This window comes from Nostoc sp. DedQUE04, from assembly GCF_034530995.1.
Classification (GTDB): domain Bacteria; phylum Cyanobacteriota; class Cyanobacteriia; order Cyanobacteriales; family Nostocaceae; genus Nostoc.
On sequence record NZ_JAVRCA010000007.1, the window covers coordinates 71249 to 88035 of the forward strand.

At 42.9% G+C, this 16787-nt stretch carries 7 protein-coding genes; 3 read left to right on the forward strand and 4 right to left on the reverse strand.

Annotated elements, in window-relative coordinates; all coding sequences use genetic code 11:
- Positions 1–92 precede the first annotated feature (92 nt).
- Together RM049_RS06785 and RM049_RS06790 are read right to left on the reverse strand one after the other, a co-directional pair.
- The gene (locus RM049_RS06785; RefSeq protein ID WP_322703623.1) at positions 93–4220 is read right to left on the reverse strand and encodes a calcium-binding protein; all 4128 of its coding nucleotides are present in this window, start codon (positions 4218–4220) and stop codon (positions 93–95) included.
- A gap of 968 nt (positions 4221–5188) precedes the next feature.
- A complete protein-coding gene (locus RM049_RS06790) occupies positions 5189–9121 on the reverse strand; it encodes a calcium-binding protein (RefSeq protein ID WP_322703624.1) in 3933 nt (1310 codons plus the stop codon).
- A 288-nt stretch (positions 9122–9409) separates the two neighbouring features.
- On the opposite strand from RM049_RS06790, the gene RM049_RS06795 reads away from it, so the two are divergent.
- The 3 genes from RM049_RS06795 to RM049_RS06805 all read left to right on the forward strand — a co-directional run bounded on the left by RM049_RS06795 (position 9410) and on the right by RM049_RS06805 (position 12893).
- On the forward strand, positions 9410–9868 hold the full coding sequence (locus RM049_RS06795; RefSeq protein WP_322670499.1) for a M67 family metallopeptidase: 459 nt from the start codon (positions 9410–9412) through the stop codon (positions 9866–9868).
- Positions 9869–10148: 280 nt separating this feature from the next.
- Positions 10149–11321, forward strand: a complete 1173-nt coding sequence (gene moeB / locus RM049_RS06800; protein WP_322703625.1) for a molybdopterin-synthase adenylyltransferase MoeB — start codon at positions 10149–10151, stop codon at positions 11319–11321.
- A 372-nt stretch (positions 11322–11693) separates the two neighbouring features.
- Entirely contained in the window at positions 11694–12893 is a 1200-nt protein-coding gene (locus RM049_RS06805; RefSeq protein ID WP_322688292.1) for an MFS transporter, read from the forward strand.
- Between the two features lie 59 nt (positions 12894–12952).
- Here RM049_RS06805 and ftsH4 read toward each other — a convergent pair whose 3' ends face one another.
- Both ftsH4 and RM049_RS06815 read right to left on the reverse strand, forming a co-directional pair.
- A complete protein-coding gene (gene ftsH4 / locus RM049_RS06810; protein WP_322670532.1) occupies positions 12953–14821 on the reverse strand; it encodes an ATP-dependent zinc metalloprotease FtsH4 in 1869 nt (622 codons plus the stop codon).
- Positions 14822–15396: 575 nt separating this feature from the next.
- Positions 15397–16479 carry a peptidoglycan-binding protein gene (locus RM049_RS06815; protein ID WP_322703626.1) on the reverse strand — a complete coding sequence of 361 codons (1083 nt, stop codon included), beginning with the start codon at positions 16477–16479 and terminating at the stop codon, positions 15397–15399.
- Positions 16480–16787 lie beyond the last annotated feature (308 nt).

The window sequence follows — 16787 nt, forward strand, 5'->3', positions numbered from 1 at the left end:
TTTATCGGGGGATTTAGGGGGATCTACAAGTCTCGAATACAACACCAAAAAGTTTTCAGACATCCTCTAACGATTAGAGAATCTGATTACGATTAAACAAGCACAAAATTCTTTTCGGCTAATGACAGTCCAGCAGATAGTTGGGCAAATTTTACTTGAGTAAACTCAGCCGCACTGCCGTCCTGGTCAAAGTACAGTCCACCTGTAGAATTATCATAAATAAATCGTTGATTGCTTGTCGTTGCAGATGTTCCGATGGTGAACTGAGCATCCGAGAGTGAACCTATTAATAACCCGCCACCAAAACCATTAGCATATACTTCAATCAGTTCATTAGTAGCGTTGAAGTCATAAATAGTGTCAACACCCCCATTGTAATTATAGAAACCAAAGGTATCAGTCCCATCCCCTCCAATTAGGCTGTCATTACCGTCTCCACCTCGGAGGATATCATTGCCATTGCTGCCAACAATATTGTCATCATAGCTCGTACCTGAGATATGTAATTGTTCGATATTGTTGTAGTTAACTCGATACAAGCCTACCGTAATTGAGCCAGTGTTAGTAGTAGCATTGAATGTCGAAGTGATTCCTCCAGCTGTATAGTTGTAAAGGGTGAACAACGAATCATCACCATTACCCCCATCTACCGTTTGAGTCACTAAATCAGACAGGTCAGGATCTAGGGAGTTAATGATTAGATTGAATGAATCATTGCCATCGCCCCCAGACAGAAGGTTATCACCTGTTGAACTGCTAAAGCTCAACTTGTCGTCACCAGCGCCTCCTTCTAGCGTGTTATTACCAGACGGGCGAGAGTCGGAGTAGTCGTTGGAGTTGTAGCTGTCATAGCCACCAGAGATATCAAGCTCATCATTGCCATCACCCCCAGAAAGCAGGTTATCGCCTTTTGAACCACCAGCGCTCAAGCGATCGTCACCAGCACCTCCGTTGAGAGTGTTATTGCCTAATGAGCGAGAGTCCGAAGAGTCTGTGGGATTATTCTCGTTGTAGCCGCCAAAAATGGTAAGAGAATCATTGCCATCGCCCCCAGAAAGCAGGTTATCACCTTTTAAACCACCAGCACTCAAGATGTCGTTACCAGCACCTCCGTTGAGAGTGTTATTGCCTAATGAGCGAGAGTCGGAGATGTAGCCGTAGTTATTCCTGTAGCTGCCAGAAATGTCAAGAGAATCATTGCCATCGCCCCCAGAGAGCAGGTTATCACCTTTTGAACCGCTAGCACTCAACGTGTCGTTACCTGCACCTCCGTTGAGAGTGTTATTGCCTAATGAGCGAGAGTCGAATTTGTCGAATGTGCCACTGAATGTGTCGCTGAATATCCTGCCAGAGATATCAAGAGAATCATTACCATCGTCCCCAAAGAGCAGGTTATCGCCTGTTGAACTGATAGCACTCAAGGTATCGTCACCAGTACCTCCGTCAAGGGTGTTGTTTCCCGCACCACCTCTGAGTAGGTCATTACCACTCAACCCGTCGATGATGTCGTCACCCCCCTGACCATTGATGACATCATTAGAGTTGTCAAAACCCGTAATGTTGTTATCCAGGTCATTCAGGAAAGTAACAGTGTTCCTGTTGAACACAGTAGTTTGAGTGGAATCAGCATCAAACACATCAAAACTGTCGCTGATGCTGGTTTGTCCATTAAACAGGATATTGCCAATAGCTGGTCGTGAAGAAGTTGCTGGTAGATTATCCAGGTTTTCTAACTTAAAGTTTTGTAGAATAACTTTCCTGTCATTACCGAAACCTTCAAAGGTAATTTCTAAGTTGTTACCATTTTGAGTTAATTGCAGATTTTCAGCAGTAAAACCTATAAATTGCAAAGTGTCTAAGGAGGCAATTACGGTTGCTGAGGGATTTGAACCTTTACCTATGCCACCGAAATCGGTGATAATATCAATGTTAGTGCCGTCATAGGAGCTATCGCTCAAGCTATAAACAAATTTATCATTGCCCGTGCCACCAGTTAGGGTGTCCTTCCCACTCTCACCTGCCAAGATATCATTACCTGCACCGCCAATAATCGTATCTTTGCCATAGCTCCCAAAGAGCGTATCGTTACCATCGTTCCCCACAATAAAATCATCGAACTGTGTACCTGAGATATTTAATCGTTCGATGTTCTTGTAGTTAACTTGATTTGTGCCCGCCGTAATTACTCCCTTGTTTGTAGCAGCATTGAATGTCGTTGCGATCCCCTTTGTAATATTGACATTGGAGATGTAATCAACGGACAATACATCGTCACCCGCTCCCCCATCAATTGTATCTTTGCCAGTATTGCCTGTTGAGAGCGTATCGTTGCCACTATTGCCAACAATATTGTCGTCGAAAGCTGTACCTGAGATATTTAATTGTTCGATATTCTTGTAGTTAACCTGATTTGTGCCCGCCGTAATTACTCCCTTGTTTGTAGTGGCATTGAATGTTGTTGCGATCGCCCCTGTAGGATTGCTGTACCTGTAATCAACGGACAATAGATCCTCACCTGCTCCCCCATCGATTGTATCTTTGCCATCATATCCCCCAGAGAGCGTATCGTTCGCACTGCTTCCTACAATATTGTCGTCGTAAGCTGTACCTAAGATATTCAATCGTTCGATATTCTTGTAATTAACCTGATATGTGCCTGCCGTAATTTCTACATTGTTTGTAGTGGCATTGAATGTCGTTGAAATACCCGCTGTAGCGAAACTGTAATCAACGGATAAAAAATCGTCACCTGCTCCCCCATCTATCGTTTGAATTGCTAAATCAGAGAGGGGAGTATCTGAGGATGTGGTACTTAGATAGAAGGAATCATTGCCATCGCCCCCAGAGAACAAGTTATTGCCTGTTGAATAATCAGCAGTCAATGTATCGTCACCCGCGCCACCGTTGAGGATGTTATTGCCTGAAGAAAGGTAATAAAATTCTCGACCGCTATAGTTGATAATATCGCCAGAGATATCAAGAGAATCATTACCATCACCCCCAGACAGTAAGTTATTCCCTGTTGAAATGCCAGCATTCAAGGTATCGTTACCAGCACCACCGTTGAGGGTGTTATTGCCTGATGCCTTAAAATTAGGGTCTCCTCTATAAGTTGTAATTCCAGAGGTGGAGAGAGAATCATTGCCATCGCCTCCAGCAAGTAAGTTATTCCCTGATGGAGACTGAGCATTCAAGGTATCGTCACCAGCACCTCCTTCTAGGGTGTTATTACCTGAGGAGGGGTAATAAATGTTAGGGCTGAAGCTGCTATAAGCATTAGACGTGGAAAGAGAATCATTACCATCGCCCCCAAAAAGTAAGTTATTCCCGGATGTTGCCCCAGCATCCAAGGTATCATCACCAACGCCACCCTTGAGGGTGTTAGCGCCTGTTGAAAATTCAACATCTAAGCGATCGTTACCAGTACCACCAATGAGGGAGTCATTGCCCGCACCACCCACGAGGGAGTGATTACCTGTGGAAGAGTCATTACCCGTACCGCCTATGAGAATATCATTCCCCGCACTACCAATGAGGGAGTCATTGCCCGCACCACCTCTGAGTGTGTCGTTGCCACTTAAGCCGTCAATGAGGTCATCCCCGCCCTGACCATTGATGACATCATCTGAGTTATCAAGGCCGCTAACATTATTGTTCAGGTCATTAAGAAAAGTGACTGTGTTCTTATTAAAGATAGTGCTTTGGGTGGAGTTGGCATTGAACACATCAAAGCTATCTGTGGTGCTAGTTTGTGTATTAAATAAGATATTGCCCAAGTCTACAGTGGCCCCTGTAGATTTGCTCAAGTTTTCCAGGTTTTCCAGGGCAAAGTTTTGCAGGATAACTGAGTTATCAATAAACCTCAAATAAGCATCCCCTGCAAAGCTGATTTCCAAATTGTTGCCTTTTTGGGCCAACAACAAATTTTGGGCAGTGGTGTCATCGCCCTCGAATGCTAGGGTATCCACTTCGGCAATGACTGCTGCTGTCGGGTTTGTTCCTTTACCTACACCACCAAAATCGGTGACGATCGCAATATTGTTGTTGTTGTTATAGTAGTAGTAGAAGACGAATTTATCATTGCCGCCTCCACCAGTCAAGGTGTCGTTGCCACCGTTCGGATATATGGTATCGTTGCCTGCTTTAGCGTTAATCGTATCCGCCTCATCATAACTACCCTGTAGGGTCTCATTACCGTTGGTTCCAATGATATTTGCCATAAGTTTTACCTTTCTAAATCGTTTTTTTCAGTAACTTCAGTTGTCAATTTGCAGATTGTGTTGAAATCTACATACTTTATACGTCACCCTTCAATAACAGTAAATTTCTGGAAAATTTACCCAATTTCAAGGTTTTTACGTATACTTCTTTGACCTCAAACTATTTAAGTCTTAAGCACTGTACAAATTAATTAGCGTGTGAATTTGCGAGAACTAGTCATTTCAGGTTTTTTATCATCCTTTTTGAGTAAAAATTACTCTTTTAAGTACCAAAAAATTCAGCTTCAATACCTAAAATTCTTTCTTCATATTTATTTTTTGCCAGCGCCTAAGTCTTACTAGAATATAAAATAATCAACAGTTGACTTTTAATCGGGAAAAAGATTTTGATGCCTTCCTTGTAGGCTGTTATCCGTGGGCATCTAGCTTGAAAATAGAGAACATCTCAAAAGCCTCAAAAGAACTACACAGTCAATATCATACTTAGATGTTTATACTTAAATACTTATCTTTGCATACTCTTCACATTACTTGCTGAAAAATCTATACACAAGTATTGAGCTTTGTATATTCTTCATACTCTTCTGTGTCTGGGCAATAAGAAAGTAGAACCTAGTAGGTAAATATTTTAGGAAGTGATAAAAAATACATATTTTTATTTTTGAAGGCTGCGATCGCCTGCGGTTTTTGCTAGCTACGCCTTGGTTAACTTATACTACGATGAGAGCGATCGCCTGCCAATATATATCTGTGCAAAAATCGCTATAGGTTATAAAAATTATCAACGCAGAAATAAACCAACTTAACCAAGAATAGTGCAAATCATCTGCACCCATACCAAAAGTTAAGGAATAAAAGCCAAGACATACTCTCTGTTAGCACTAATTGCATTGAACAATCGAATGGGAGGTGCTGTTTTAAGTACCTCCCATTCCATGCTAGAGCGATCAAAGAGCGCTAGCTTAAGATTAAACAACCACAAAGTTGTTTTCAGTTAGTGTCACACTACCCAAAAGTTGTGCAAACTTTACCTGAGTAAATTCACCCGCACTGCCATCGGCGTCAAAATATAGTGCACCCGTAATATTGTCATAGATAAATCGTTGATCGCTTGTGGTTGCAGATATTCCAATTGTAAACTGATTAGGGAAAAGTGAACCTATTGAGAACCTTGGAGATGTTTCGATTATAAACGGACTACCGTATGATAATGATAACGATGACTGCGATAACTCGTTCTCAAAACCAGCAGCCGATACCTGAATTATTTCATTGGTGGCGTTGAAGTCATAAATAGTATCAACACTTCCATAATAACTATTGAAAACAAACGTATCAGTACCAGCTCCTCCAATTAGACTATCATTACCATTGCCACCTGTGAGGATATCATTACCATCATCCCCAGAGAGTAGGTTATTGCCTGAATAGACACCAGCACTCAAGCTATCATTACCTGCACCGCCAATAATCGTATCATTGTCACCATTGCCACGATTGCCATAGAGCGTATCGTTGCCATTGCTCCCCACAATGTTGTCATCGTACTCTGTACCTGAGATATTTAATCGCTCGATATTCTTGTAGCTAACCCCATCCGTGCCTGCCGTAATTGAGCCAATGTTAGTACTGGCATTGTATGTCGTTGTGATTCCTCCGGTAGAAAAGTTAAGATTAACGGAGTACAAATCGTCACCCTTACCCCCATCTATCGTATCATTGCCACTGTTACCACCATTGTAATCATCATTGCTCCCGGAGAGCGTATCGTTGCCATCGTTCCCCACAATGTTGTCATCGTACTCTGTACCTGAGATATTTAATCGTTCGATATTCTTGTAACTAACGGTATTCGTGCCGGCTGTAATTAGGCCAATGTTAGTACTGGCATTGAATGTGGTTGTGATTCCTTTGCTAGCAAACCTGTAATTGCCGGACAACACATCGTCACCCTTACCCCCATCTATCGTATCTTTGCCACTACCACCTGTGGAGAGTGTATCGTCGCCATCGTTCCCCACAATGTTATCATCGTACTGTGAACCTGAGATATTTAATTGTTCGATATTCTTGTAGCTAACGCTATTCGTGCCCGCCGTAATTAAGCCAACCTTAGTACTGGCATTAAATGTCGTTGTGATCCCCCCTGTAGCATAATAGCTGTAATCGATGGACAACAAATCGTCACCCTTACCCCCATCTATCGTATCTTTGCCACCATTGCTCCCAGAGAGTGTATCGTTGCCATTGCTTCCCACAATGTTGTCATCGGACTGTGAACCTGAAAAATTGTACTCTGAACCTGAAATATTTAATCGTTCTATATTCTTGTAGCTAACGCTATATGTGCCCATCGTAATTGAGCCAATGTTAGTAGTGGCATTGAATGTTGTCGTGATTCCTGCGGTAGGATTGCCAAAATTGACGGACAACACATCGTTACCCTTACCTCCATCTACCGTTTGTGTCACCAAATCAGAATCAGAGGGGTCATTATATTCGGATAAGAAGCTTAGATAGAAGGCATCATTACCATCGCCGCCAGAGAGCAGATTATCGCCTGTCGAACCGCTAGCATCTAAGGTATCATCACCAGCGCCACCGTTAAGGGTGTTATTGCCAGACGCGACAGAGTTGTTGTAGAAGTCGCCACCTCGAGTCTCATAGCCAGAGATGTTAAGAAAATCATTGCCATCGCCCCCAAAAAGCAGGTTATCGCCTCTTGAACCGCTAGCACCCAAGGTATCATCACCAGCACCACCATTGAGGGTGTTATTGCCAGACGCGACAGAGTTAGTGGAGGTGTAGTAGTACTGACCGGAACTTCCAGACTCATAGCCAGAGATGTCAAGAGAATCATTACCATCGCCCCCAGAAAGCAGGTTATTGCCCTTTGAACCCCTAGCACTCAAGGTATCGTTACCTGCACCACCGTTGAGGGTATTATTTCCTAACCAGAGAAGATCGTATGCGTACAAGGGGCCGGAGTCGTACTGGTAGCCAGAGGCAAAGAGAAAATCATTGCCATCGCCCCCAAAGAGCAAATTATCGCCTAGTGAATAGTCAACATTCAAGGTATCATTACCAGCACCACCGTTGAGAGTATTATTGCCCGCACCACCCCTCAAAAGATCGTTGCCACTTTTGCCATCAATGATGTCATCACCCCCTTGACCATTAATCACATCATCTGAGTTGTCAAAGCCGTTAACATTATTGTCGAGGTCATTAAGAAAGGTGACAGTGTTCTTTTTGAAGATAGTGCTTTGGGTAGAGTTGGCATTGAAGACATCAAAGCTATCTGTGATGGTAGTTTGCCCATAAAAAAGAATATTGCCCACGTCTACAGTGGCTCCTGTAGATAAGCTTAGGTTATCCAGGTTTTCCAGAGCGAAGTTTTCCAGGATGAGTTTGCGACTACCAAACACCCCAGAAAAGGTGATTTCCAGATTGTTGCCATTCTGAGTCAACAGCAGATTTTTGGCAGTCAAGCCTACACCTTGAAATGTTAGGGTGTCTACTTCCCCAATGACTGCTGCTGCCGGGTTTGTCCCTTTACCTACGGCACCGAAATCAGCAATCTTACTATTGTTGTAAAGGAAAGAGTTGTAAACAAATTTATCTTTACCACCGCCACCTGTGAAGATATTTTTGCCATTGCCATCTATGAGGATATCATCGCCATTACCACCGTTGAGGGTATTATTACCAAAAGCGCCAGAAACGGAAAGAGAATCATTGCCATCGCCCCCAAAGAGGAGGTTATCGGCTGGTGAATTGCTAGCATCCAAGGTATCTTCACCAGTACCACCGTTAAGGGTGTTTTTGTCAGCCGAGTCTTGTTGCGGGAAGGAGTATTGCTGATCGGGAGAGGAGCTAGAGACGGAGAGAAAATCATTGCCATCACCCCCATTCAGTAGCTTATCGCCTGATGAATCGCTACCACTCAAGGTATCGTCACCAGCACTACCAATGAGAGTATCATTTCCTGCTACACCACCCCTCAAAACGTCATTGCCACCTTTACCGTCAATGATGTCATCACCTCCTTGACCATTAATCACATCATCTGAGTTGTCAAAGCCATTGACATTGTTGTCGAGGTCGTTAAGGAAGGTGACTGTGTTCTTGTTAAAGATAGTGCTTTGGGTCGAGTCGGCATTGAAGACATCAAAGCTGTCTGTGATACTAGTTTGCCCATCAAACACGATATTGCCAACCTGGGCTAAATTGTCTAGGTTTTCCAGGGCAAAGTTTTGCAAGACTACTTTGACACCACCTTTCCCTTCAAAGGTGATTTCTAAATTTTTACCATTTTGAGTTAATTGCAAATTTCTGGCAGTGAATTGTTCATCTCCTGTAAATTGCAAGGTATCTGCTTCAGCAATTACCGATGCTAATGGGTTTGAGTTTTTACCAATGCCACCGAAATCAGTGATGGTAATGATACCAGAAGCGCCCTTGCCGCCAGCGTAAACAAATTTATCCTTGCCGCCGCCACCAGTTGTCAAGTCATTAACATAACTAATTACCTTATCGTAATAAAAGGTGTCATTCCCATTGCCACCGTTAAGGGTGTTATTACCATAGAAGATATAGGAGTTAGAGGTTGAGACAATATCGTTAGAGGTCAAAAAAGTATCATTACCATCGCCTCCAAAGAGCAAGTTATTGCCTGATGAATGTTCAGCATTCAATGTATCATCACCAGTGCCACCGTTGAGGGTAGTATTGCCTGATGAATAGTCAATATTCAAGTAATCGTTACCAGCATCGCCGTTGAGGATGTCGTAGCTTCTCTTACCATATAGTTTATCGTCACCTGCTAAACCATTAATCAGGTCATCACTCGTTGTCCCATAGAGAGTATCATTACCGTTAGTGCCATTAATATTTGCCATAATCTTTCTACCTATCTAAATCGATTTTTTCAGTAACTTTCAGTTCTAAACCTACGGTTTGTACATTTTTAGGGTACAAAGAATTTAGCGAAATTTGACATTTTTGGCATACTTTCATTTCTTCCCTCTGGAAGAAAAGTAATATTTCTCTACGATTCACCTTATTTCAAGGCTTTTACGTAGTAATTATCCAACTATTCTCTTAACTATCTAAGATCGCCTGCGGTTTTTGCTAGCATACGCATTAAGCAAAAATTGTTAGAAGTTGCTAGAATTACAAACGCAGACATGATCCAACTTAGCCAAGAACACTTGCAAATCATCCGCACCCATGCCGAAAGCACTTACCCAGATGAGTGCTGTGGTATAATTTTGGGCTATCTGGCTAGTGAGGGCAAAACTGTGGTAGAAGTCATGCCAACAGAAAATGCTTGGAATACAGAAGCGGCGGCTGAATTTCCAGGGGAAGGCACAACAGAAAGTAAAAGACGGCAATATACGATCGCACCCGAAGTTATGCTAAAAACACAAAGGGAAGCACGCGATCGCTCATTGAACATTATCGGCATTTTTCATTCTCATCCAGATCATCCTGCTATACCCTCAGAATGCGATCGCCTATACGCTTGGCAGGGATACTCGTATATAATAGTTTCCGTCCAAAACGGCAAAGCTGGAGAACTACAAAGCTGGAGCCTTGATGATACTCATCAGTTTCAAATAGAGGCAATTGAAAATATAAAATAACTGGCTTAGTTTAAAGACAGTCACTCATCGCGGTTTTCGCCGCTATCACAGATGAAAATTCGTCTTTCCCACTCCTATCTCCATATAATATCATGTCCGCCAAATTACCCATAATAAAAGAACCCCACCCCCAACCCCTCCCCGCCTGCGGGGAGGGGAGACAAAGCACAGCTTTGGCGGGGTGGGGTTCTTCGGGTTTAATAAGCAATCAAGCGGACATGATATAAGATCCAGTTTTTCGATAGGATTAATATTCCGCTTTCCTACATCATAAACTGCTATGCTCAATCCCAATCTGGACGAAATCCAGTTGACCAAAGACGATTACGAACGCTACTCCCGACACCTGATTTTACCGGAAGTAGGACTAGAGGGACAGAAGCGCCTGAAAGCCGCTAGTGTAATGTGTATCGGTACAGGTGGACTCGGTTCACCACTACTTTTATATTTGGCGGCGGCGGGTATTGGACGCATCGGAATTGTCGATTTTGATATTGTCGATACTTCTAATCTGCAACGCCAAGTAATTCACGGGACATCCTGGGTGGGTAAACCTAAGATTGAATCGGCAAAAAACCGCATTCACGAGATTAACCCCTATTGTCAGGTTGATTTATACGAAACTCGTCTGACTTCCGAAAACGCCCTAGAACTTATTCAACCTTACGATATCGTCGTGGATGGTACTGATAACTTCCCCACCAGATATCTAGTTAACGATGCCTGCGTATTGCTGAATAAGCCCAACGTCTACGGTTCAATTTTACGCTTTGAAGGGCAAGCTACTGTATTTAATTACGCAGGTGGCCCGAATTATCGTGACCTTTTCCCAGAACCACCACCACCAGGAATGGTTCCTTCTTGTGCAGAAGGTGGCGTATTGGGAATTTTGCCAGGAATTATTGGTTTAATCCAAGCAACCGAAACTGTTAAAATCATTCTGGGACAAGGCAACACTCTCAGTGGGCGATTGCTGCTATACAACGCCTTGGATATGAAATTTCGGGAGTTGAAGCTGCGTCCGAACCCGATTCGCCCAGTGATTGAAAAGCTGATAGACTACGAAGAATTCTGCGGGATTCCACAAGCTAAGGCAGAGGAGGCAAAACAGCAGATGGAAAGTCAAGAAATGACCGTCAAGGATTTGAAAGAGTTGCTGGATAGCGGTGCGAAAGATTTTGTACTGCTGGATGTCCGCAACCCCCATGAGTACGACATTGCCAAGATTCCGGGTTCAGTTTTGGTGCCCTTACCAGACATTGAAAATGGCAATGGTGTTGCTAAGGTGAAGGAAATATTAAACGGTCATCGTTTAATTGCTCATTGTAAAATGGGCGGGCGATCGGCAAAAGCTCTCGCCATCCTTAAGGAATCCGGGATTGTCGGGACAAATGTTAAAGGCGGAATTACCGCTTGGAGTCGAGAAATCGATCCTTCAGTTCCAGAGTATTAACAAAGACAGGCAGGAGGCACAAGGAAGGGTTAAAGGGGAAGGGTGAAAGGGGAAAGGAGAATATCTGTCCTTTTCCCTTTAACCTTTTCCCTTTCCCCCTCTTCTTCTGCCGTGAGCAGAGCGAGTTTGCAGTTTAAATCCCCACTTCCCATCTGCTGATGACCTTTTTGGAATTAAAAATTAAAAGTTAAAAATTAAAAATTTTTCTATTTTTAATTAATTAATTTTGGTACAGAGCTAACAATGATAGATAGCGTAGTGTTAGCGAGGCCACGTACTCCTGCAAAGAAGCAAGCTAGGCGCAGCGTCTCGTAGAGAGCGTCTTGAAATTTTTAATTAATAATTTTTAATTTTTAATTGGAGCGAAGCGACTTGACTACCTCGAAATCTCATCTGAATATTTTATGGGTGCAAGTTTGGGTGTTGGCAGCTGTGCAGGGAGCAATTACCCTCTCGTGGTTAATTTATAATATCTATTTACCGCAACTTTTGACTCAGTTTAGTTTTCCTGCTTCACTGGCAGTTGGTTTGGTGCTAGTCGAAAATGCTTTGGGTGCGGTGCTGGAACCAGTGATGGGTGGACTTTCAGACCAAGCTAGGCGCTGGGTAGGAACTCGGTTTCCTTTTATCTCAGTAGGTATGATTCTGGCATCGGCTTTGTTTATTGCTATACCATGCGTTGTAAGTTTGATCCCGCCTACTACCGTCATGCGATCGCTCTTACCTATAGTATTGGTAGCTTGGGCATTGGCAATGACAATATTTCGCTCTCCAGCTATGTGCCTGTTGGGGATGTATTCTAAGCCAGCCCAGTTACCTTTAACAGCAAGTTTTGTCACTTTAACAGGCGGTGTGATTGGAGCTTTTAAACCAATAAGCTACAAGTTTATTCTGAGTTTAGGCCCAGTTTATACCTTTGCGATCGGTTCTTTTGTGATGCTGGGGGCGGCGGCTGTGTTTCGCTTAGTCAATCCCCCAGAAGTACCAGTAGATAGACACCAAGCAGAAACAGTAAAGTTGCCCTTAGAGAAATTGGCGTTGATTTTAGGAACTGGTTTTGGTGTCGCCTGGGGTATCCGATTTCTCATGGATGTCTTGGGTAAAGTACTCAAGACCCAACTGAATACTGATAATATTGATATGCAAATGGTTTGGATTGGAATAGCGATCGCAATTGCCAGCATACCAGCAGGAATTTTTGCCGTTAAAATTGGTAATAGTCAAGCAATGCTTTGTGGGATCTGTGCAATCATCCCTTCGTTATTGATAATGATATCTCTGGGCGCACAAATTCCAATAATTGTGTTGATCGTTGCGAGCTTTAGTTTAATTGTCAACGGGGCAATTCCTTTTGCTTTAGGGCAAGTACCCCAGCGATGGGCGGGATTAGGAATTGGGATGTATTTTGGTGGGTTTGCTTTAGCTATGAGTTTGTTTGGCGTTATATTTCCCCAACTGCAAGTAATAACACCTTTTTTTGGTGCTGTTGGGGGTGGATTAGCATTTTTGTTAGCTGGTATTTGTATTGCGATAAGTGGCATTTCTGAAACGCAAAGGAACGCAGAGGTTTAACGCAGAGGGACGCAAAGTTATCTTCTGCGTCCCTCTATGTATGAATTACGAATTACGAATTACGAATTAGCTACGGGTTTAACTTGACTCAACAAATCGTGCAGTTTTTCGCCTTCAATGACCTCTGTTTCTAAGAGTTGAGTAGCGATCGCTTCTAGCAAGTCTCGATTCTGTCTGAGAATCTCTAGGGCTTGTTCATGGGCTGTTTCCACGATTTCCTTGACTTCGATATCAATCGCTTTCGCTGTATCTTCACTTACCAATCTCCGAGGATTCGGTGCACCATTACCCAAAAATGCTGCTTGTTGTCCTTGTTGATAAGCTAATGGCCCTAAGACTTTGCTCATACCATAAGCTGTTACCATCCGTTCTGCCAAGTCAGTTGCTCGTTGCAAATCGTTGGAAGCACCTGTGGTAATACTGTTAAACACAACCTCTTCGGCGGAACGTCCACCCAACAAAGTTGCAATCTGACCCCGCAGTTCATCTTCATTCATCAAAAAGCGGTCTTCAGTTGGTAATTGCAGAGTGTAGCCCAAAGCAGCCATCCCACGAGGAATAATCGAAATCTTTTCTACACGACCGTTTCCGGTTGTCAGCGCCCCGACCATTGCGTGACCAACTTCATGGTATGCAACAATCTTTTTCTCAGTCTCGTTCATCACGCGACTCTTCTTCTCTAAACCGGCGACTACCCGCTCAATTGCTTCGGCAAAGTCTTCTTGAGCAACCTTTTCACGCAGATTGCGCGCTGCCAATAATGCAGCTTCGTTCACCAAGTTTGCCAAATCTGCGCCAGCAAAACCAGGAGTACGAGTAGCGATCGCTTTTAAATCTACATCATCTCCTAATTTTACCTTTTGAGCGTGAATCTTGAGAATTGCTTCACGGCCAGATAAATCGGGACGGTCTACCAACACTTGGCGGTCAAAACGGCCTGGACGCAGCAATGCCGGGTCTAGGGTTTCCGGGCGGTTAGTCGCTGCTAGTACAATTACCGTTGCATCCCCAGCTGCAAACCCATCCATCTCAGTTAGTAATTGGTTGAGGGTTTGTTCGCGCTCATCGTTACCACCGTAGAAGCCGTTACTGCTACGAGACTTACCGATCGCATCCAATTCATCAATGAATACAATACAGGGAGCTTGTTTTTTAGCCTGTTCAAACAAATCCCGCACTCTGGAAGAACCGACACCGACAAACAATTCGACAAACTCGGAACCAGAAATACTGAAGAATGGAACTCCTGCTTCTCCTGCTACGGCTTTCGCTAGCAGTGTCTTACCAGTACCTGGAGGGCCAACTAACAACACACCTTTGGGAATCCTAGCGCCAATTTGCGTAAACCGTGCCGGAGTCTTCAGGAAATCTACAATTTCCACTAACTCAGTTTTTGCTTCTTCTACCCCAGCCACATCTGCAAAGGTGATTTTTGCGGATTCGCCTTCAACGTAAACCTTAGCTTTGCTTTTACCAATGGAAAGGGCACCTTGAGGGCCACCGCCACCAGCACCACGTGCAAGAAAGAACTGCCAAATCCCAATAAAAATCAGTGGTGGAATCACCCAACTTAACAGGGTTGTAAACCAAGTATTTTTGGGTGGCGGTGTAGCAGCAAACTCAACTCCCTTTTCTTCTAAGAGTTTGGGTAACTCCAAATCAAAGATGGGTGTAGTTGCAAACACCTGACCCGGCTCGGCATTTTCTGTTTTTATTTGGTAGAGGATCTGGTTTTGACCAACGGAAACGCGGTTGACTTCCCCTTCCTGTACTTGATGAATAAACAAGCTGTAAGGAACACCAGTCGGGCCAGAAGCAAATAAATTAGGCAAAAATAAATTTAAGAGCAAGAATAGCCCTGATACTGCCAGTAATATATTAGCGACGATCCGAAACCGAGGTGACTTAGGCTGTTCTTTAATTCCCATAAATGTTACCAATCCTGAAATAATGAAACTAACTTGAAAATTGTGTATGGGGCATAGGGCATAGGGCATTGGGCATTGGTTTTACCCATTCTCCTCTGTTTCTCATTTTCCTTAACGCTTTGAGAAACTTGATTAAAGACTGGTCAAAAATGCTGGTATATTCGCATCTGAGCAATGTCTACGATGGGCTGTAAGGCTCATGATGCTCGTTAGCCCTTACATCTCTTTGGGAGAAGACTCGCTAACGATAAGGCAAAGTTATTCGGCTTGTCTGGGTCTTCAAGTATACTATTGTTTCTCATAATTTCTCCCATTTAGCAATGTTTGCAGTATTTTTTTACTTATTTATGTAACTAAACTTAACAATTTAATTAATCTTTGGGAACTAACGAGCAAATACGGTTTACCGTACTCAAAAAATATGCAGAGATTGGGAGATGCAAATAGAAATCCCCCACAAAGAGTTATTTTGAAGCCTTTGTGGAGTTTTCCTTGTTCCAATCTGGAATTTTTATCAAGTCATTCTACTCTGAACTTTGGAACTGCGTTCTCCATATATGCGGTTCCTCTAGCCATTAATGTCCATCATGTGACCAGTGGGGGCGATCGCTAGATAATTTAATCACACCGTAAGAACGCCCAACTTGCCATAAAGTAGAATTTTCATAACTCGTTCGTGGCTGATTGATGCTGACTGTCGTTCCGTTAGCGTTTTTGATATTTAAGGTTCCTGACCAAGTAATTTCCCAATCAATTGCTAATCTTTGGGTATGACGAGAGGTAAGAACAGGTCGAAAAGCAATATTATAAGCAGACACCATTTCTTTAGCAGCTTGGACAGAACCAGCATTGGTGTAATGTAGCCAATTAATATCTACATTAGGCATCGGTGGAACATCTTTGGCAGCAATTTCATTATTGCTAATACGAAAAGCATAATGCATTAAATAAGCTCGTTCTGAAGGGCGAAATACTGAAGATATATCGATATTAGCTCCGGCATTTTTTAAGGCTTGCTCAAAAGCTTGTACTTTTTGACGAAAGGGAGAAGCTAAATCATCAATTGAGTCGCTGTCTGGGAAAAAATTAACCCAGGCTTTTCCACTCAGTCGTTGTCTTAATCTTTTGGCATATTCAGTTATGTTGTCTAAAGCCAACTCCAAATCAATGCCAAGCTTGGTTTTTGTTGTATTAGAAATCTGTTGAGCTAACTCGGCTCGAAAATTGACGTCTCTGATTTTATAAGTTTCGGCTAGTCCTTTTGTACTGTTGGGGCCAAAGTCTCCATCAGCTACTAACGGCGGATTCAAACGACCGATCGCTGTTAAACTTTTTTGTAAATCTTTGACCTCATTTACTCCAAAGTTAAGATAGGTTAAGAATTTATTCCCGGCATCGGTGTAGATAGCAAAATAAATTGCAAAACCTTGCTCTAGCGCTTTTTTATAAGTAGCTGTATCGACAATTCCCGTTACTGTTAAAGCATTACTAGTCTGATAATCACGCGTTGCTTGAGTTGTAATATTCCCAAAATCCCCATCAACGGCAGCAATCGGGAAGTCATAATCTAAAAGAAATTTCTGCCAAGCAGTTACAATTGGCCCTTCGGATTTTTTCTGGAGAGTCGGAAGTTGCAAAGCTTGAAGTTTAAAGCTCATAGTTTTTCTTGGATGAAACAATTGTTTTGAGTTAATTTCTCTGTCACTATTCGTCGTATAATTTAAGTTACTACCGCTGCCAATTTGGTATCTCGTACTTCATGAGAGCGATTGGAGTTCAATAAACGCTGTTTTGCAAAACCCACTTTGGATTATAACATCCGCAGTTATATTAGATTTTCTCAGGCGATCGCTCATCATCGTATATATAAACGCCTCTATCCTTTTGTTCTTTCTGTAATATCTTACGGTTCCAGTGCTACACGTAATACGTTAATTAAATTCATCCTATCAGGTGAGTCTAATGG

Excerpts from the sequence above, each read along its gene's own strand:
- moeB (WP_322703625.1), top strand. The coding sequence starts at position 10,149 with ATGCTCAATCCCAATCTGGACGAAATCCAGTTGACCAAAGACGATTAC.
- ftsH4 (WP_322670532.1), bottom strand. The coding sequence starts at position 14,821 with ATGGGAATTAAAGAACAGCCTAAGTCACCTCGGTTTCGGATCGTCGCT.
- RM049_RS06795 (WP_322670499.1), top strand. The coding sequence starts at position 9,410 with ATGATCCAACTTAGCCAAGAACACTTGCAAATCATCCGCACCCATGCC.
- RM049_RS06785 (WP_322703623.1), bottom strand. The coding sequence starts at position 4,220 with ATGGCAAATATCATTGGAACCAACGGTAATGAGACCCTACAGGGTAGT.
- RM049_RS06815 (WP_322703626.1), bottom strand. The coding sequence starts at position 16,479 with ATGAGCTTTAAACTTCAAGCTTTGCAACTTCCGACTCTCCAGAAAAAA.
- RM049_RS06790 (WP_322703624.1), bottom strand. The coding sequence starts at position 9,121 with ATGGCAAATATTAATGGCACTAACGGTAATGATACTCTCTATGGGACA.